Annotated in this window: 19 protein-coding genes; 7 read left to right on the top strand and 12 right to left on the bottom strand. The window is 60.7% G+C overall.

What is annotated here, in order from left to right; genetic code table 11:
* Nucleotides 1–127: 127 nt before the first annotated feature.
* The 3 genes from BXY39_RS14885 to BXY39_RS14875 are packed head-to-tail and all read right to left on the bottom strand — an operon-like array spanning nucleotide 128 to nucleotide 3,538.
* Nucleotides 128–1,003 carry a fumarylacetoacetate hydrolase family protein gene (locus BXY39_RS14885; RefSeq protein ID WP_121939692.1) on the bottom strand — a complete coding sequence of 292 codons (876 nt, stop codon included), beginning with the start codon at nucleotides 1,001–1,003 and terminating at the stop codon, nucleotides 128–130.
* Complete coding sequence (pabB, locus tag BXY39_RS14880) at nucleotides 1,003–3,108, bottom strand: aminodeoxychorismate synthase component I (RefSeq protein WP_121939691.1); 2,106 nt, start codon at nucleotides 3,106–3,108, stop codon at nucleotides 1,003–1,005. The genes BXY39_RS14885 and pabB overlap by 1 nt, the downstream gene beginning before the upstream one ends.
* 40 nt (nucleotides 3,109–3,148) lie before the next feature.
* Entirely contained in the window at nucleotides 3,149–3,538 is a 390-nt protein-coding gene (locus BXY39_RS14875; protein ID WP_170163869.1) for an MAPEG family protein, read from the bottom strand.
* 171 nt (nucleotides 3,539–3,709) lie between these two features.
* On the opposite strand from BXY39_RS14875, the gene BXY39_RS14870 reads away from it, so the two are divergent.
* Complete coding sequence (locus tag BXY39_RS14870) at nucleotides 3,710–4,327, top strand: SRPBCC family protein (RefSeq protein WP_121939689.1); 618 nt, start codon at nucleotides 3,710–3,712, stop codon at nucleotides 4,325–4,327.
* Between the two features lie 8 nt (nucleotides 4,328–4,335).
* Here the strand turns inward: BXY39_RS14870 and BXY39_RS14865 are convergent, their stop codons facing one another.
* The 4 genes from BXY39_RS14865 to BXY39_RS19550 form a co-directional block, all read right to left on the bottom strand.
* Entirely contained in the window at nucleotides 4,336–4,515 is a 180-nt protein-coding gene (locus tag BXY39_RS14865) for a hypothetical protein (protein ID WP_147453601.1), read from the bottom strand.
* 160 nt (nucleotides 4,516–4,675) lie between these two features.
* Nucleotides 4,676–5,815 (bottom strand): acyl-CoA dehydrogenase family protein, encoded by a 1,140-nt coding sequence (locus tag BXY39_RS14860; protein WP_121939687.1) that lies wholly within the window; start codon nucleotides 5,813–5,815, stop codon nucleotides 4,676–4,678.
* 293 nt (nucleotides 5,816–6,108) lie between these two features.
* Nucleotides 6,109–6,474, bottom strand: coding sequence for a hypothetical protein (locus tag BXY39_RS14855; RefSeq protein WP_121939686.1), 366 nt, complete (start codon nucleotides 6,472–6,474; stop codon nucleotides 6,109–6,111).
* Nucleotides 6,475–6,656: 182 nt separating this feature from the next.
* Entirely contained in the window at nucleotides 6,657–7,628 is a 972-nt protein-coding gene (locus BXY39_RS19550) for a hypothetical protein (protein WP_211332275.1), read from the bottom strand.
* A gap of 220 nt (nucleotides 7,629–7,848) precedes the next feature.
* Between BXY39_RS19550 and BXY39_RS14840 the strand changes: the two genes are divergently transcribed.
* Nucleotides 7,849–8,379 (top strand): hypothetical protein, encoded by a 531-nt coding sequence (locus tag BXY39_RS14840; RefSeq protein WP_121939683.1) that lies wholly within the window; start codon nucleotides 7,849–7,851, stop codon nucleotides 8,377–8,379.
* A gap of 72 nt (nucleotides 8,380–8,451) precedes the next feature.
* Here the strand turns inward: BXY39_RS14840 and BXY39_RS14835 are convergent, their stop codons facing one another.
* The 3 genes from BXY39_RS14835 to BXY39_RS14825 form a co-directional block, all read right to left on the bottom strand.
* Nucleotides 8,452–8,994, bottom strand: coding sequence for a hypothetical protein (locus tag BXY39_RS14835; RefSeq protein WP_121939682.1), 543 nt, complete (start codon nucleotides 8,992–8,994; stop codon nucleotides 8,452–8,454).
* 151 nt (nucleotides 8,995–9,145) lie between these two features.
* Nucleotides 9,146–9,445 carry an SCP2 sterol-binding domain-containing protein gene (locus BXY39_RS14830; protein ID WP_121939681.1) on the bottom strand — a complete coding sequence of 100 codons (300 nt, stop codon included), beginning with the start codon at nucleotides 9,443–9,445 and terminating at the stop codon, nucleotides 9,146–9,148.
* Nucleotides 9,446–9,628: 183 nt separating this feature from the next.
* Nucleotides 9,629–10,402, bottom strand: coding sequence for a DUF748 domain-containing protein (locus tag BXY39_RS14825; RefSeq protein ID WP_121939680.1), 774 nt, complete (start codon nucleotides 10,400–10,402; stop codon nucleotides 9,629–9,631).
* Nucleotides 10,403–10,652: 250 nt separating this feature from the next.
* Here BXY39_RS14825 and BXY39_RS14820 point away from each other — a divergent pair, with 250 nt between their 5' ends.
* From BXY39_RS14820 to BXY39_RS14810, 3 genes are all read left to right on the top strand, one after another.
* Nucleotides 10,653–12,020, top strand: coding sequence for an EAL domain-containing protein (locus tag BXY39_RS14820; RefSeq protein WP_121939679.1), 1,368 nt, complete (start codon nucleotides 10,653–10,655; stop codon nucleotides 12,018–12,020).
* Nucleotides 12,021–12,057: 37 nt separating this feature from the next.
* Nucleotides 12,058–13,014, top strand: a complete 957-nt coding sequence (locus tag BXY39_RS14815) for a TIGR01459 family HAD-type hydrolase (RefSeq protein WP_121939678.1) — start codon at nucleotides 12,058–12,060, stop codon at nucleotides 13,012–13,014.
* A 257-nt stretch (nucleotides 13,015–13,271) separates the two neighbouring features.
* On the top strand, nucleotides 13,272–14,360 hold the full coding sequence (locus tag BXY39_RS14810) for a fatty acid desaturase family protein (RefSeq protein ID WP_121939677.1): 1,089 nt from the start codon (nucleotides 13,272–13,274) through the stop codon (nucleotides 14,358–14,360).
* A 65-nt stretch (nucleotides 14,361–14,425) separates the two neighbouring features.
* Here BXY39_RS14810 and BXY39_RS14805 read toward each other — a convergent pair whose 3' ends face one another.
* Both BXY39_RS14805 and BXY39_RS14800 read right to left on the bottom strand, forming a co-directional pair.
* Nucleotides 14,426–15,478 carry a protein phosphatase CheZ gene (locus BXY39_RS14805; protein WP_121939676.1) on the bottom strand — a complete coding sequence of 351 codons (1,053 nt, stop codon included), beginning with the start codon at nucleotides 15,476–15,478 and terminating at the stop codon, nucleotides 14,426–14,428.
* On the bottom strand, nucleotides 15,478–15,864 hold the full coding sequence (locus BXY39_RS14800) for a response regulator (RefSeq protein ID WP_121939675.1): 387 nt from the start codon (nucleotides 15,862–15,864) through the stop codon (nucleotides 15,478–15,480). Before BXY39_RS14800 ends, BXY39_RS14805 begins: the two co-directional genes overlap by 1 nt.
* 307 nt (nucleotides 15,865–16,171) lie before the next feature.
* Here BXY39_RS14800 and BXY39_RS14795 point away from each other — a divergent pair, with 307 nt between their 5' ends.
* Together BXY39_RS14795 and BXY39_RS14790 are read left to right on the top strand one after the other, a co-directional pair.
* Nucleotides 16,172–17,191, top strand: coding sequence for a bifunctional riboflavin kinase/FAD synthetase (locus tag BXY39_RS14795; RefSeq protein ID WP_121939674.1), 1,020 nt, complete (start codon nucleotides 16,172–16,174; stop codon nucleotides 17,189–17,191).
* 151 nt (nucleotides 17,192–17,342) lie between these two features.
* The gene (locus BXY39_RS14790) at nucleotides 17,343–17,897 is read left to right on the top strand and encodes a response regulator (RefSeq protein WP_121939673.1); all 555 of its coding nucleotides are present in this window, start codon (nucleotides 17,343–17,345) and stop codon (nucleotides 17,895–17,897) included.
* Nucleotides 17,898–18,072: the final 175 nt, after the last annotated feature.

Here is an 18,072-nt window from a genome sequence, read left to right as displayed (position 1 = left end):
ATTTTCGCCTTGAGGGGAGAGGCTAATCCCTAGCTCTAAAAAAGACGTTAACGGCTATGTCCAAGTCGTCTCAAATCATCCCGAAACCGGTCGCGGATGAAAGGGCCGGCCAAGCCGGACAAGGGATTTAGAGCAGGGCGCCCGGCGTCGCGCGGACACTGACTTCAAGGGGGCGCAGGCCTTCAATCTCGACCGACAGGCGGTCCCCGGCCTTGAGAAAACGGGGCGGTGTGCGGGCGGCTCCGACGCCGGCAGGCGTGCCGGTCAGCAGAATGTCACCGGGCGCCAGCGCCATCGTGCTGCTGACAAAGGCGATGATGCGCGCGACACTGAAAATCATGTCCGCCGTTGTTCCATCCTGCATCTGCTGATCGTTCAAAAAGGTTTTCAGGCGGAGCGCTTGCAGATCGCCGACATCGCCCACCGGCCGGATGGTGGGACCCAGGGCCCCGGACCGGTCGATATTTTTACCAAGGGTGAACTGGCTCGTCCGTTTCTGGGTGCGTCTGAGCGATCCGTCATTGGCGGTCGTGACGCCGAAGATATGATCCAGCGCCTGGCTTTCCGGGATCGTACGGCCGCCCGTGCCGATGACGACCGCCAGTTCGCCCTCGAAATCGAAGGTCGATTCGTCCTCCGGCGCCTCGATGGCGCCGCCATGGCCCGTGAAGCTGGAGGCAAAGCGGACAAAAATATCCGGGGCGGCAGGGGCGGCGGCCCCCTCCGCCATATTCATTTCACGGGCGTGCGCCGCATAATTCTTACCGACACACAGGATCCGGCTGCGCGCCGACAGGGGCGGCAGATAGCTTGCATCTTCAAGGGACTGCCAGGCGTCGATGGTTTCCGCCTCGCCGGCCATGGCTGCAAAATCACCCGTGTTTAAAAGGCTGCACAGGTCATCGGCGGCGGCACCGCCGGCATCGGCGACGGGCAGGAAGCGTTCCCCGCGCACCAGCGCCCAGAAAATCCCTTGTGCATCCTTGAGTCGGGCCAGTTCCATCAATCGTCTTCCCTGTTCGTCCGGTCTGTTGTCATCTCTGACGCTCCGCGTATGGCGGGCAAGGCCACGATCTCTTCGCGCAGCGTCACTTCACGCAAGCCCCGCACGCTGTTGCCGATAAAAACGCGGTCTGCCTGACGTAGCATATCGTGTGTTATCGCCGTTTCTTCAATCGGCGGGTCCGCCTGGGCGATCAGTTCGGCCCGCAAGACGCCCGGCAGGGCGCCGTCGCTGATTCGCGGTGTCCGCCAAAGGCCGTCGCGGACGATGAAAACCGTGCTGATCGCGCCTTCCGCCAGCAGCCCGTCGGTGTTGAAAAACAGGATGTCGGCCAGATTGTCCTCGCGGGCCTTGCGGGCGGCAATGTCGTAGATGGCCCTGTCGGTCGTTTTGTGCCGGCGCTGGGGCGCGCGATGGTCAAGCGGGTCTCCGGCAATGGCAACCGCCGGCAGGGGGGTATCCGCCTTCCCGCCATCGGGGGTGCCGTCCAGCGGTTTGCTGGTGACGCTGACCGTGCCACCCGGTCCCAGCAGGACGCGCATACGGCGGGTGTGCCGCCGCGCGCCCAATGCGGCCACATGCCGGGCGATTCGGTTTTCCACTTGGTTTTCCACTCGGTTTTCCATTGTGGCCGAATCGCTGATCATACCCAGGGCCCGGGCACTGGCGGCAAGGCGGGCCAGATGCCGGTCCCGGCGCGGGATATGTCCGTCAGGGTCCAGCCGCATGGTTTCTATCAGGGCGGTCCCGGCGCGGAAGCGGGGGGGTGCGTCCTGCTTGCCTGTATTCTGTTTGTCTTTGTTCTGTTTCTCTGGGTCCTGTTTGCCTGTATCTGGCTTATCCGTGCCGCCTGATGTGTCGCTGCCGTCCGCGACGGATGCGCGCCGGGCAAAATCGGCCTTCAGCAGGCATTCGTCATATTCGTCGCGGGCGCGGCTGTCGGCGACAATACCGCTGCCGATGCCCAGACGTCCCCGTCCGTCCGCCCCCAGAACGAAAGTCCGTATCGGGACGTTCAGTGTCATCCGTCCCTCGGGCCCGAAATACCCGATGGCACCGCAATAAACACCGCGGGGGCCGTTTTCCTGGCCGGCGATAATCTCCATGGCGCGGATTTTCGGGGCGCCGGTCACCGACCCGCAGGGAAAGGCCGCGCGGATCAGATCGGACGGGGGCAGGTCCGGTTTCAGGTCCGCCGTGACGGTCGAGGTCATCTGAAACAGTGTGGGATAGGCGCTGACCTCATACAGGCGCGGCACCGCGACGCTGCCCGGCTCCGCCACACGGCTGAGATCGTTGCGCAGAAGATCGACGATCATCAGGTTTTCCGCCTGCGATTTGCTGTCGGCGGCCAGGGCATGCGCCAGTGCCGCGTCTTCGGCCCCGCTATCGCCGCGCCGGGCGGTGCCTTTCATCGGGCAGGCGCGGATGCCGCCGTTCCGGCGTTCCAGAAACAATTCCGGCGAGGCGGACAGCACCCGCCAGTCGCCGGTGTCGATATATGCACCGTAAGGGGCCAGCTGATGCTGGCGGATTTCCCCGTAAAGGGCGATGGGATCACCGGTCACGGCGGCGTCGAGCGCCATGGTGAAATTAACCTGATAGACATCGCCTGCGGCGATGAAATCCTTCAACGCGGCGAACCGGCTTTTATATCCGTCCGCACTGAGGGGGGGCGTGCCCAGTGACAGTCCGGCCCGCCGCCGGCTGCCCCGCTCTGCCTCGTGAAGCAGTTTTTCCGTATCGACCCGGTGCGGCGCCCGGACGGCCATCATCCAGATCAGCGGTTCCCGTGCGTAAGGCGGCCGTCCCGCCTTTGCGGCGCTGTCTTCAATGGCGCGGCGGACACGGGGTTCCCACGCGGCGGCGCATTCATAGGACAGCCAGCCGGCAAGCCAGTGGCCCTCCGCCACCAGTGCGTCAATCCGGTTCAGCGCGTCCGGGATAGCATCGAGACCGCGGGCTTCCAAGATATGGGCGGGATCGCTGAACAGAAGACCGCTTTCCCGTTCCCGCCGCCCGCCTGCCTGCTGCCCGTCTACCCGTGCCGATTGACAGTCGTCCAACAGGACCAGGGGCGCGCGGCGCAGGGAAAAAGCGGTCATAACTCTTCTGCCTTCCGCGCCCGAGGCACCGGACAGCCTTTTACAGGATGTTGAAACCGATCAGAAGCGCAGCGAGGCTGCCCACCGCCACGCTCAGCCAGGTCAGGACGGTTCCGACGGCGCGGAAGGCGTTTTCCCTGGCGAAATTGGCGATACCGTGGGCATGCGAAAGCCGTCCGACCAGAAACGTCGCCGCCAGGATGAGCACGAACAGGGGCAGCGCGCCGCCGGTTTCCAGAAGGCCGAGCAGGATCATCATCAGGGGGGCGTATTCGACGAAATTGCCCTGGGCGCGGATGGCGCGCTCCAGTTCGGCGGAGCCGCCCGAGCCGATCAGGGTTTTGGTTTTCACCCGCCACAGGGATACCTTGAGCGACAGCCAGATCAGAATGAGACCCGCCAGGCCTGCGGTGATCAGTGTAATGGTCATTTTGGTCCTCCCCACCATATGATATGACTGCCCTGTCCGAACAGGCCGGGGCAACGGTATGGGGGCGTTTCCACAGGGTCAAGCCCGGTGCGCCGATATATGCGTGCCGGCCGCTTGCAGGGGCATCCCTGCACATCTTGTCCGAACAGAAGGGTATGGAGTGCGCCGCGCATGAAGCTGAAGAGGGATGTTCTGATCCGGATGAACGCGCAAGCCGCGAAACTGCCCTTTGCCGACTGGAATTTGTACCACAAAAGCGTGGTTGCCGTTCTGGCCGCGTTTTTTGTCGCGGTGCTGCTGCGGGCCGTCACCGCGGTCGACGGCGGCGATGTCTATCATGAAAGCGCGCGGGTGTTCGAGGCCACGCCCGAGATGATGTGGCCCTGGGTGACCACCACGCAGGACCGGGTGCGCTGGCAGGCGGGCATCGTGGATATATCCCGTCTGACCGGTGCGCCGGCGGAGCCCGCCTCGACGCGGTTGCTGTTCTGGCGCGAGGACGGCCGGCGCTGGAGTGCCGTTGAAAGGACGGAACAGGTCGTCCGCACCAGGGTCTTCGAGGTCATCCAGCAATCGGACCGGGACGATCGCCGCATGCGTATCGAACTGGTGCCCGAAGGGCCGTGCCGGACCCGTGTGATCATGATGGAATGGATACGCGCGACGGCTTACCGTGACCGTTTCTGGGCCTTTCTCTACACCGATGCGCGCCAGGGCCGTCTGGAAACATCGCTTGACGCGCTTGGCCGCTGGATCGGCTATGACCCGCAGCCCTGTTCAGAGGGTTGAGCCCTGCCTCAGGCAGGGCTGACGTCATAATCATTGAAGGACCAGTCGGCGGCTGTTTCCAGTTCCGCCAGGAACAGATTTTCCGCCGCCACAACGGCCTCGTCTTCCGTATCGGCGTCGACGTCGGCAACCCAGTAAAAGGTGCCGCGTTTCAGGGTTGCCTGAAGGGTGACTTTCATAAGCGCCATGGTCGTTTCCGGTTCAGTGCGTGTCGGTTGATCATAAGAGCAGGCCAGCCGTGAAAAGATGCGGCGGGGCCGCACCTTTCCAGGATGGTCTCCCGCCCCTAGCACACGCGGTGCGGTGTCGCCAAGTCCGACAGGCCGTCCCTCCCGCGGCCGTCCCAGTCTAAAGGGACCGGCTGATCAGTTCCTTCATGATTTCCGAGGTGCCGCCATAGATGCGCTGGACCCTGGCATCGGTGAAGTGATGGGCGATTTCATACTCGGCCATGAAACCGTAGCCGCCGTGCAGTTGCAGACACTGGTCGGCGATCCGGCCCTGCAGTTCGCTGCACCACAGTTTTGACATGGCACCGCCGACGGCATCCAGTTTGCCCTCGATATGGCGGCCGAGGCATTGGTCGATGAACGCCCAGCCGACTTCGAGCTCGGTTTTCATTTCCGCCATTTTGAAACGGGTGTTCTGGAACGCGGCGATCGGTTTTCCGAACGCGTGACGTTCCCTGATATACTGATTGGTGATGTCGAAGGCGCGCTGTGCCCCGGCCATGGCGATGACACCGATAGACAGCCGCTCCTGCGGCAGTTCCTGCATCAGATAAACGAAGCCGGCATTTTCCTGGCCGATCAGGTTTTCCACCGGCACCCGCACATCGTCGAAGAAAAGCTCGGACGTGTCCGAGGAATGCTGGCCGATTTTTTCCAGGTTGCGGCCACGGCGGAAGCCGGGCCTGTCGGCTTCGACGATGATCAGGCTTGTGCCCTTCGCGCCTTCCTCCGGATTGGTTTTGGCCACCACGATGACGAAGTCGCAATTCTGACCGTTGGAGATGAAGGTCTTCGATCCGTTGATCACATACTCGCCATCTTCGCGCCGGGCGGTGGTGCGCACCCCTTGCAGGTCGCTGCCGGTGCCGGGTTCGGTCATGGCAATGGCGCCGACCATCTCGCCCGTGGCCATTTTCGGCAGGATATTTTTCTTGATGGCGTCGGTGCCGTAATTCAGCAGATAGGGCGCGACAATATCGCTGTGAACGGCCAGCCCGGCGCCGCCGGCGCGGTTATAGGCCTGTTCCTCATTGACGATGCAGTTGAAACGGTAATCCCCGCCGACACCGCCATACTCCTCCGGCATTTGCGGACACAGCAGTCCGGCTTCCCCGGCCTTGTTCCAGAAGTCACGCGGAACCTGGCCCGCCTTGGACCAGTCCTCGCGGTAGGGGGCGGCTTCCTGCTCATAGAATTTGCGGACGGCATCGCGGAAAATATGATGTTCTTCGTCGTAAACGGTCCGTTTGGCAAGCATGGCGTTCCCTCCCCTGGTTGACCAATTTGCGTTTTCATTGATGTGCGCCCATTGTCCGGGGCGCGGATGGATCCGTGGCGTGATGATGGGCGGGGGGTACGGCCTTGTCAATGAAACTGGACTTGCCGGTCTACTATTATTGGCCATTATTATTGGCTGTGGCGTTCGCGGCAAACGGTATCGGGCAGGTTGTCGGGGCGGCAAAGCACCGGCACATAGAAACCGGCCGTCATGAAAAAGGCGCCACGGAAAACCGGGCGCCGTTTTGTCCTGGATAGTCTGGCGGCGGAATATCAGCCGTTCTGGCGATTGCGCCGCCAAACGCGAATCTGCTCGTTCAGGTCCAGTTGCACCTGCCGGCGTCTTTCGTGAACGGCATTCAGATCCTCGTCATAACGGGAACGCTGTTCCTTGGTCATGTAAGGCGACAATTGCGCGCCGCGCCGATCCATGCAGGTCAGATAGGTATCGACCTTGCCGGAATAGACGACAATGGATTCCCGTGCCACGCGCAGGTCGTCCGGCGTGGCCGTTTCCCCCTTGGGGATGATCGGACCTTGCATCGGCGGTTCGCCGCAATCGGTTGCAAAAGCGGAATCGGTTTGGAGTTCCGCCAGTCCTGCCAGCAGAAATGCGCCCATGGCCAGCCGTGCAATCATCCCTTGATCTCCGCATCATGTATTTTATCAATACCGGATATGATGATATTTAATCAAAAACGAGCCGGAATCCAAGAGCCAAGGACGATGATTTTCGATGCATGGGCATTTTCCATGGATGGACGACAACCGGTCAGGTTTCTGTCAGCCGGCCCACTGCCCGTAACCGGGCGCCGGGTCTGTCAGCTCTCCGCCTTTGGGCTGTCCGCTTTCGCGGTGGCCGGTTTTTTGCCTGCCGCCGTTTTGCGGACAGCCGGTTTTTTCGCTGCGGGTTTTTTTGCCGGGGCTTTTGCCGCAGCGGTCTTTTTCGCCGGGGCTTTGCGGCTCGCGGTGCGTGTCTTTTTGGCCGGCGTTTCACCGGCGCCGTCGTTCTGTGCACCGCCGTTCTCTGAACCGTCCGTCAGGTCGATGGGGACAGGGGCTTCCTGCGCCGCCGCTGTCTGTGCGACGTCGGCGCCTGCATCCGCCTGCCCCGTTGTTTGTGCCGGCTGTTGCTGGACAGCCTGTCCTTGTGCGGCCTGTTGCTGAGCGGCCTGTTGCTGAGCGGCCTGTTGCTGAGCGGCCTGTTCCTGGGCGGCCTTTTGGGCTTCGGCGGCGCGGGCGGCGGCCTCGGCCTCACGCGCGGCCTGTTCCGGGAAAAGCTGTTTGTAGACGGCATTGACACGTCCGCCGACATCGGAAATGGCGTCGGCCAGTGCCTGAAGATTGTAGGCGACCCCGCGCAGGTAAAAGATGCGGGTGTTCGGATTGTAGCCCCGGAAAATGCAGTCGTCGCCGACACCGTCGCCAAGCTGTGTCGGGTCGCCGACAAAGTCGAAGGCCACCTGTTTGCCCTTGGTCCGCGCGATCCATTCTTCCAGTTTTTCGTCGGACCGTTCCCACAGTTCGCTGAGCCGGCGGTCGTTCAGCGGGTGCTTTTCCGTCAGTTTCAGGACCGACCGCAGGGAGTCACCGCGTCCGCGCGCACGGGCACGGCTCGGCCACAGAATGGATGAAATCTGACTTGCCGAGCTCAACACCAACTGGCCGCCATACAGAATACCCGATCCCGCCCTGTTGCGGGCGGCCTGGTTGAACAGATCGTACGCCGTCTGGATGTGCAGGCACTGATTGCGCAGTTCGTGGATATAGATGGCAAGCGTATTGGTATCCATGAGCCCCTCGTGTCACTCGTGTCATCCGGTGCCAAACCGTATCGCGCCGTTGGTTTGGACATCCGGTTTGATGTCTGCGGCGAGCGATAGCACAGGCCAGCGGTCGATTTCCAGTCGCACTATGTATAAATCGGGCGCCGGAACATGCTTTTGCATGGCCCCTGCGGCCCTGTTGCCTTAAGATTCCGCCTGGGTGCATTAAAAACAGGGTGCAGGCGGTATGGCGGAGGCGGCTTTTGCCCCGAGGGCGCCGTCCCCTCCTTCACAGTCCCGTGCGGACGAAGGAAGACGGCGCGGCGTCGCGGACCGGGAGGGCGGGCCGGCTTTGATAGAGCGTGGCACGCTTTTCGCCGCCGAACTTGCGCCGCGTCATGACGGCGGCGACGTGACCGGCGGTGCCGGCACATCCGGACCTTCCAGTGCAAATATATCGGATATCGTGGGCGACGCGCCCCTCACGGACACGGACGGCAGGCAGCGGATCGGCATGCAGGCCCCGGTCGCCGGCGGTCCGCACCGTCCCGTGGCGGGCTTTACCAATCCCGTCAGCCTGGCCGGCAGCGTGCTCTTTCTGTTGGCGGAGGTACAGACCCGGGAAATCATCGTGGCCCGGCACAATCCGGCCCCCTCACGTCTCGACCAGGCGCACGCGGCTTATCTTAAGGGCAGCCGGGATGCCCGCAGTCTCGCGGCCCTGGCCCGTTTTAGCCCGCAGCCGGCACTGGCCGGGACGGAGCGCGCGGTCAGTTGATCGCGGTGGGGCGGTGCGAAACCCGCCGTAAAATGCCAGGCCGGCAGGCCGGGACCCTGTGCAAAACCGTGTTTATCCTGTCAGGCGGGCTTCGATCAGGCGCAGCCAGCGTTCAACCCTGTCGCGGTGATCCTGCTTGCTGCTTTGTCCGACCGGCTGGCGGCTGTATATGACCAGGCGCGACCGGGGCAAGCCGCTTGCGATCCGTCCCCCTTCCAGAATGCGAACGGTGATGGCCGCGGGAAAAGACTGTCCGGGCAGGCGCTCGGTGAAGTCGAACTGATTGCGCGCAAGATCGAACCGCAACGTGTTGATGGTGGGCATATTGTCCGTGAAATCGGCCACGGCCCGTCGCAGGGTTTGCGCCGGGACATTGAAAACCGGTGCATCGGCATCCGGAACCGCAGTGCCGCACAGATCAGCGGGACACAGAAGATAGGCGGGGTCATCGCCGGTATAGTCCAGCGTTGCGAAGTCCACATCGGTGAGCGCGGCGCCGCGCTCCCCAAAAAGGCCGCCGCCGCCACCCATGCTGACATAAGCGTAAAAAGCGATGCCGGCGATGAAAACGATCGCGCTCAAACCGATTGCGTAGGTCCGGAATTTGTCCAGCATGAAACGGGCTCAGTCGTTATGGGCGGCTATGGGCGGTTCTTAGGGTAACGGTTGCAGACCAATGGCTCATAACCGGACCGGCCTGTCGGTCCGCCGCAGTCCCGCGGGACCGCGGCGGGTGCCTGGGTCTGGTGCCTGGGTCTTCGGGGGATCAGCCGAGAATGCTGCCCAATTGCATGGCCAGGCTCATATCGCCTTCAACGCGCAGTTTGCCGGTCATGAAGGCCATTTGTGCGTTCAGGCTGCCGGAGGCGATTTCGCCGAAATCGCTTTTGGAAACCTTGACCGTGCAGTCGGCGTCGCTGTCGGCGTTGTCCACGACGGTCGGCGACGCCTTGCCGTCAATACGGATGACGCCGTCATCACCGAAGTCAAACTTGACGATGGCGCTCAGCGGTGAATGGGCCCCCACGCGATTACGGATTTCGGTGGTCAGTTCGTCGAGTGTCATGATGTTTTTTTCCTCTCTGGAGGTGTGGTGTGGGCAAATGGGGGCGGTGCTTAGGCTCCCTTGCGCATATGTCGCAACGCATAATGCCGACTGCCGTAACGATTGCAAGAGCCGGCCGGTGACTGACTGGTCAGTCACCGGCCATCGGCGCGGCTGTCGGATGCCGCGCGCCGATGGCCGGTTTCAGCGGTTGCCGCCGTCGTCCGCTTTGTCCTTTTTCTTGAGCAGGCCGATAACGCCGCCAATCCCCTTTTCCAGTTTCTGGCGGGTGTCCTCATCCAGCGATTTTCCCAGATCCTTGCCCAGGTCCTTCAACTGGTTTTTCATGCCGGCCTCTATCATCGCCTTGGCGATCTGCGGCTCCAGCACATCCATGACGTGGCGGGCGATTTCGCCTGGGGCCAGACCCTGTTCATCGGTTCCCAGATCGGTCAGGGTGAAGCCGGCAAGGGTGATGTCCTCGTTCACATCGATCATGCCCTCATTGTCCAGCTTGACCCGAGGGCTGCTCACTTCCATCCGGTGGATGGTCAGCACCGTTTCGCTGGGCGCGGCGGCCGGCTCCGCCGGCAGCATTTTGGCGATGTTTTCCTGCAGGGCCTGAAAGTTGCTGGCGCCGCTTTTCAGCCGGGCATCCAGCAGCAGCGCATCGATGACGATATGATCTATGATGATGTGGTTGCTCAGAAGGGTGGCGGGCCTGACCTTCATATCCAGTTGTCCCAGCGACGCCATCGGCCCCTCGCCGAAGCCGTCGGGCTGGCCGATGCTCAGTCCCCTGACAGTGGCCTCGCCGGAGAAAAGCGAAAGATCGACGGCCTCGACCCCCACATCGACCTGCAACAGATCCGGTCCCGCCGTTTCGGCGCCTGTCTTGATCAGGTTGTTCAATTGGAAGTAAACCACCACAAGGGCGACGACGAAAAGCGCGACAAGAACGGTGATGATGCGCGTCATGCTATTCTCCCTGATACCAACGTGCGAAAGACTGTCAAAACCCGGTATGTCGCACCCATGGTGCCTAAAACCATGGTGCAAAACCATGACAAAACTTTGTACATCCGGTTTTGGCCATACAGCCATACATCCATGACATGTCGAAAATCGCATGAATCTGTGGCGGATATAGGGCTTTCGCAGTGTTGCGTTTTTTGACAACATGCCTGTCGAAGGCCAAACAGACAAAAGGCTCCTGAAGGGGAGGTCGATGCGCGCCTTGACGCAGTTTTTTCTGTTTCTGATCTATGCGCTGCTGGGGGTTTTCGCAGCGGTATTGCCGCCGCGCATGGCCGGTGTCGACCAGGATACGGCCACCGTTTTCGGGATTCTGGTGTTTTTTGCCGCATGGCAGACCACAATGACCCTGACACTTGCCCGGCGCAGCACGGAGCAGGCCCGGCATGTGGCGAAATTGGAGCAGAAGATCGCCCATCTTCTGAAAGAGACGGAAACCCTGAGCGGCACGGTCAAGGCCCAGGCCGGGCAGCCGCAAAAATCCGATAAGGTCATTTCCGAACTGAGCCTTCTGAAAACCCTTCTGGAACAGGTCATTCACCGGCAGGCGCATTTTGATTTGAAAGCAATGCCGGACCCATCGGACGACAAAGCCGGAAAAGCGCCGCAGAAACCGGTTTCCACCGCGAAAGACAAGGCGGCAAAGCCGGCGTCCCAGCAAAAAGCCGGGGAAAAGGCACCTGCGGCCAAATCGCCCGCCGGGGCCTCGGTGTCCGGCGAGAGCGCTGCCCAGGACGCCGCGCCCGAGGAGGAGGACCGCAAGCCGCAGCCCCCGTCCGCGCGTGAAACACAGCCGGCGCCTGTCATTGACGTCAAAAACAGGGGCAAGCTTCTGGACCTGTTCCGCGATGCCTTGTCGGAAAATCGCGTCGACCTTTATATCCAGCCCATTGTCGCCCTGCCGTCGCGCCGCACCGTTCATTATGAATGCTATTCCCGGGTCCGGGATGAGGACGGCGGTGTCGTACTGCCCAGTCAGTTCATGCCGCTGGCCGAGGATCGCGGCCTTGTCGGGACGCTGGACAATCTTTTGCTGTTTCGCCTCATACAGCTTGTCCGCCGTCTTGGGCCGCGCCGGCCCGATATCCGTTTTTTCTGCAATCTGTCACGGGCCTGCATGGAGGACGGCGAATTTCTCAGCCAATTGATCGATTTCATGACGAGCAATTACGAATTTTCCAGCCGACTGGTCTTTGAAATCACTGAGGATGACTGGATCATGCTGGACGATACGATCCGCACCAACCTGGAACAGCTGCGGCGGCGCGGGTTCCGCTTTTCGCTCGATCACGCCAGGGATTTTGATGCCGATTTTGCCGCCATGGCCAAGGACGGCATCGCTTACATGAAGGCGGACGTGAAAACGCTGACCCGCGAACTGAAGCCGGGCAATCTGAAAGAGGTCATGGCGGACCTGCGTCTGCGGGGCATCCGTCTGATCGCCACGCATATCGAGACCGAGGGGGAGATTTTGCAGGTTCTGGACCTTGGCCTTGAATACGGACAGGGCTATATCTTCGGCGAACCGTCCCAGGCGACGGAATTGAATCGCTCGCTTTAGCCCTGAAAGTCCGTTTCCCGACGGCAGGAGTGTTCCCTTGTCCGAGAGTTCCCGAAGGTCCGCAACCGCGTCTCTGTCCACGGTGTCCTCTTCACCGGTCGATACCGGAACGCCGCTACCGCCGCGCGGCGGTGCCATTCCGGTCTGGACGGGCATTGCCGGTCAGGTGGAACGTTTCGATCTTGTCGTCTGTGACCTTTGGGGGGTGATGCATGATGGCCGGCATCTGAGCGAAAATGCCGTCCATGCCATTCAAAAAACCCGCGACGCCGGCGTCCGCACGGTTTTTCTGACCAACGCACCACGCCCCCGTTTTGAGGTGCGGGCCATGCTGGAGAAAATGGGCCTTGACCCGGCGCTGACGGATCGGATCGTCACATCGGGCGGTCTTGCGCGGGACCGTGCGCGTGCGGCCTACCGCGATGCCCGCCTGTATCATCTGGGGCCCGCGCAGGACAGGGCAACCATTGACGGGCTGCCGGTCCGGGAAGTGGACAGCCTGCATGAGGCCGAGGTGATCCTGGCGACGCATCTCGAGGTGGACGGCGTGGACGCCCACAGGGCGTATCTGCGGGGTGCGGCGGAACGGGGGGTTCCGCTGCTGTGCGCCAATCCGGACCGGATTGTCGGACACGGAGAGACCTTGTATCCCTGTGCCGGTGCCGTCGCCGATCTGTATGCCGAAATGGGCGGGCCGGTTGAATGGTTTGGCAAGCCGCTGAAATCGGCGGTCAGCGCGTGCATGGCGGAAGCCAGCCTGCCCACCGTGCCGGCGGACCGGGTTCTCCTGATCGGGGACAGCCTTCAGACCGACCTGCCGGCAGCTGCTGCGGCCGGCGTTGAAGGGGCCCTTGTGGCGGCCGGTATCCATGGCCGCGATCTGATGCCGTTGCTGGAAGGCGGCATGCCGCAGGTGCCGCTGGACCGTTTTTGCGCGCTTTTCGGCGCCTGCGTCCCTGTGCCGCAGGCCATTCTGCCAGGTCTGTCATGGTAGATGCTTAGGGGCGGCCTGCCCGGAAAACGGCCTTTTGGCGTGTCCGGATGCCGCCGGAATTCTGATTTGCATCAATATGTGGCTTGAAACTGCATGTCATGGGCAGGGACGATCTGTCGCGTTGAATTGGGTTCGATCCCCTGGCGCGGATCGTTTATGAATGAGTGTCATGAAACGGCCCCATTTCGGCGGCAAACAACCGCGCTGCAAATGTGGGGCAGGGGTCTGACACCAGGTTTTTGAAGAGGTCAAGCACAGTGACCAGTTTAAAACGAAGCGATTACCGCGCTCTGATCAAGGACTGTTTCGAACCGGATCTGGGCATTTTCTGGCGCGAATTCCTCATCGCTTATGCGGCGTTTCTGGGCGGCCTGGCCGCACTTTTCTTTGCGCCGTCCCTGTCCCTACAGGTGGCCGGGTTCTTTCTGGCGGCGCTGATGGCGTATCGTTGCGCCATTTACATGCATGAAGTGGTGCACCTGCCCAGGGTGAAATTCAGAAGCTTCATATATGGCTGGAATATCCTTGTCGGTATTCCCTTTCTGTTGCCGTCCATCCTGTATGAACCCCATCTTGAGCATCATCTGCCCAAACAGTATGCCACGGACAACGATCCTGAGTATGCGCCGCTGGCCGGCAGTTCCGCTCTGGGGATTATCTGGTTCATCCTGCACCACGCCTTTGTGACGCCGGTTATCCTGTATATCCGCATGCTGATCGGTCTGCCCGTGCGCCTGTTGTCGGCAAAGGGGACGGACTATCTGGAGCGGCGGCTGTCGTCCCTCGTGATCAACTGGCACTATGACCGGCGTAATCGTGCCAACAAGAAACTGCTGATCGGCATGGAAGCCTATGTGCTTGCGGTCACCGTTATTTTTTCGATCCTGATTTATCAGGGTGTTCTGGCGCCGCTGGTTCTGGTGAAACTGGTCGGGGTGATCATGGTGGGGCTGATTTTCAACGCCATCCGCACACTGGCCGCGCACCGGTACATCAATCTGGACCTGGCGCCGATGACGGTGGACGAGCAATTGCTCGATTCTCTCAACTATGTCGGGCCGAAATGGATCGGATTGATCGTGGCGCCCGTTGGATTGCGGTTTCACGCCCTGCACCATCTGTTTCCAAGCATCCCCTACCACGCCCTGGAAACGGCCCATGACCGCCTGATGGCGGCAACCGACGAAGACGATATCTACCGCCGGACCAATTTCTCCAGTTACTTCAAGCAAATGTGGGATCTGACAAAAAAGCCGGACATTCAGGCGAAAGCCGCGAATCCGGACACGTCAGGTCAGGAAAAAGAGACGCGGTCCGGTCAGGGCTCCGTCGCCGGCGCGTCCTGAGGGCCCTCAGGCTGAAGGCAGGGTCAGGCACATCTTTACCGGGAAGTGGAAAGAAATGATGGGGGTCAGCCGAACAGGGCGTCGATATCGTCCTGGCTGACCTCTTCGCCGGATGGCAGGTCAGCGTCTTTTGCCGGAGGCGCGCTCTCCGCTTTCTTGTCCTTTGCGGGTTTGGCTTCTTCCGCTTTTGCGGCCTCGCCTTCCGGTTCGTCCGCAGGGGTGTCAGCATCCTCTTTTTTGGGCGTGTCGGAAAGCGGGTCGAAATCTTCCTCGAACATGGCGTCCAGTTTGGCGGGATCGACCGGCTTGGGTGCTTCCGGTTGCGGGGGCGGTGCGGGTTTCGGGGCTGCCGCCTTTTTGGAGGCTTCCGCCGGTGCCGGATCGGCATTGATCTCGGCCGGCGGTGCTGCTTTCGGCTCCGGCGTTTCTTGTGCTGTGTCTTGTGCTACTGGGGCGGCTTTTTCCGGTGCGGCGCCGGCCTCTGTCATCAGGGCATCAACGGCCATCTGGTCGATGCCTTCGCCCTTCAGCGCGGGACCGGACAGCAGGGATTTGTTTTCATCCTCGACGATTTCCGGTTGCTGGGCATCGCGGATGTCGTCCTCTGTCACGCCCATGAGATCACGCAGTTCAAGCACACGCACTTCAATATGCGTCAGGGTGCTGACGACCTTGGAAATGCGTTGTCCGGTAATGTCCTGAAAGGAACAGGCCTCGAAAATACGCATGACCGCGTCTTGCGTGGTGGCCTGATAGGTTTCCATGTCGCTCGGGTCGAGCGCCATGATTTCCTCGGCGGCCTCCATGATGGTGTTGGTGGCTTCTTCCGTTTGCTGGACGATGGCGTCCAGTTCCATGCCCGCGCGTGGTATGCGCGCATTCTCAAGATCGCTGGGCTGCAACGAGGCGATTTCCTTGCGGGCATTGGAAATATATTCGCTGAGCGCCCGGCACTCCCGGTAGATGGACGTATCTATGGACCGGAAATAGGCCTGCATCGTACCGATCAGCACTTCCGTGACAGCCGCAACGTCCAGCAGGGACATGCTGGACGTACGCTTGCGTCGAAGATGATCGACCAAACGCTCTATCTCATGTGTGAGATCATCAGAGAGCATCAAAACTCTCCAAGAACAGCCACCAGCTTTTGTTTCAATGTCGCAGCATTGAAAGGTTTCACAATGTAGTTGTTTACGCCGGCTTTCTTGGCGGCGATGACATTGTCTGTTTTTGATTCGGCGGTCACCATGATGAATGGCGTATCCTTGAGCTGATTGTCGGCGCGTACTTCTTTCAGAAGTTCATAGCCTGTCATCGGCTCCATATTCCAGTCCGAAATAATCAGGCCATATTGCTTGGCGCGGGCCTTTTGCAGGGCTTGCGCGCCATCTGTCGCCTCGTCGACATTGTCGAAACCGAGTTGTTTCAGGAGGTTTCTGACAATTCGCAGCATTGTTTTGTAGTCGTCGACGATCAGGATCGGCAAACCCATATCAACGGCCATAATACTTTCCTCGATATCCGCTTTGACAATAGTGAAGACTGCACGGCAACCGACAGAAACCCGCCTGTGTGGCAGCGCCATGGACCGTAGCTGGCCTCAATAAAAAATTGGTTAACCTAAACGGGCTGTTCTTGCAATCGCTTCACCGGTCTTAAGGGGGTGTCCCCTTTTCAAAATGCGTATTCGCGCGGTTTAAACGGGTCTGAATGCAGCTTATGAAGGCTGGTCGTGGTCGCTGTGATGGTGTATGAGCGCCCCCTGATACGGCAGAATTTTCAAAAACAGGACAGGCGCCAGCCATTCCGGAATGCGTATTTTTCGACATATTTCCGAACTGACCGCAGCACCCGGCGGCACCGTCGCCGCCCTGGGGAATTTTGACGGTTTTCATCGCGGTCATCAGGTGGTGATCGGCGAAACCGGCCGGATCGCCCGTGACATGGGGGTACCTTTGACGGTTGTGGTGACGGAACCGCATCCGGTGCGGTTTTTCAAACCGGATCTGCCGCCCTTCCGGCTGACACCCTTCCGTGAACGGGCCAGCCTGTTGGAGACCTTCGGTGTCGACCAGCTGGTGGTGCTGCCATTTGATGCGGAGCTGGCCGGTATGGCCGCGCAGGATTTTGTTTTGGATGTCCTGGTGGATGGATTGAATGTCCTGCATGTCTGTGTCGGCTATGACTATCGTTTCGGCAAAGGACGGGGCGGCGGTGTTGATGTGCTCGGCTGGATGGGGGAAATGGAAGGGTTCGGCCTCAGCGTGATCGACCCCGTCCGCATTGCCGTGGCACCGTATGAGCGGGAATCCTATTCCTCCAGCCTGGTGCGCCGTGCCCTGCAAAACGGTCAGGCCCGTATCGCCGCCGACCTTCTTGGCCATTGGTGGGGTCTGTCGGGGCGCGTGATCCGCGGTGACCGGCGTGGGCGTACCATCGGTTTCCCGACGGCAAATATTGCCCTGGGCGATACGGTTATTCCCCGTTTCGGTGTGTATGCGGTGCGTGTCGTCATGGAGGATGACGGCGGCAGGGTTTGTGACGGTGTGGCCAATCTTGGCATGCGTCCCACATTCGACAAGGTCGATCCCCTTCTGGAAGTGCACCTGTTTGACTTTCAGGGCGATCTTTATGAAACGCATTTGCGTGTCGAGTTTGTCGATTTCCTGCGGTCCGAGCGGAAATTCGACGGCCTCGAGGCCTTGAAAACCCAGATCGCAGCCGACTGCACCGCCGCGCGTGACCGGCTTGCCGCACCCGTCAACGCACGGGAACAGTTGCGCAGACCCCGTCTTGACGCATATCTTGAAGGCGGTAGCAAACCGTTCTGACAAAACGCGCCGTTCAGAGACGCGCATCGAAACCTCAGGCATATTTGGGGAAAACCCCCGGCAAAAATATCGCACGCATGCCCTGTTTGGCATGCCGCCTGCAGAGAAATCTGTAGCGTGCCCAGGCGGGGTGTCATAAAGGATATATGCTATGTTCGATGAGGGGTTGAGATTCGAGTCCATGGTCGAGATCGGTGAATTAAGCTTTCTGCTGGCCTGCCGCAACCTGCAGATGGGTCAAGGCCTGAAAGCGGCCCTGTGGCAGAAACGTCCCCAAAAGATCGCCATCGTCGGCGACAATATCGCAGCGGTCAACGCGATGGAACAGCACCGCTACACCTTCTTTTTCATCGAAGACAATTTTCCCGAACTGGGCGGACTGGATTTCGCCCGTTTCGTCCGCCTGACGACGGGGCCGAGTTCGGTCGCGCCGATCATTTTCGCCTTGAGCGATCCGCAGCGGGAGTCCGTCCTGGCCGCGCGCAATGCCGGGGTCAACAAGATCGTCGCCCTTCCCCTGACCGGGCAGGCACTGGTCAATCATATCAATGCCGTACTCACCAATCTGAGGCCCTTTGTCCAGAACAGCAGCTATAACGGCCCCTGCCGGCGGACGTCCAAACCGCAAAAAAGGGCCGTCGAACGGCGCAGCGCCGATGACGGCCTGATCCCTGTCAAGGTGTGGACCAAGTTCTGGCTGTCCTGACGGGGCTTGTGTGTGAATCTGTGACGCGGACTGACCCGCTACAAGGCCGTCGCCGTTTTCGCCGTGCCCTATCCGCCGGTATTCCTTGGGGCTCGACAGCGTATAACGGCATTGCTAGAAGGGCGGTATGAAACAGCGTTTCCAGCCCACAACGCGGTCTGTGCCTTATGGCAGT

It is taken from the genome of Eilatimonas milleporae, assembly GCF_003688555.1.
In the GTDB taxonomy this organism is placed as follows: Bacteria; Pseudomonadota; Alphaproteobacteria; order Sphingomonadales; family Kordiimonadaceae; genus Eilatimonas; species Eilatimonas milleporae.
Note: the sequence above shows the minus strand (reverse complement) of the source record. Positions and strands in the feature narration are given on the sequence as shown.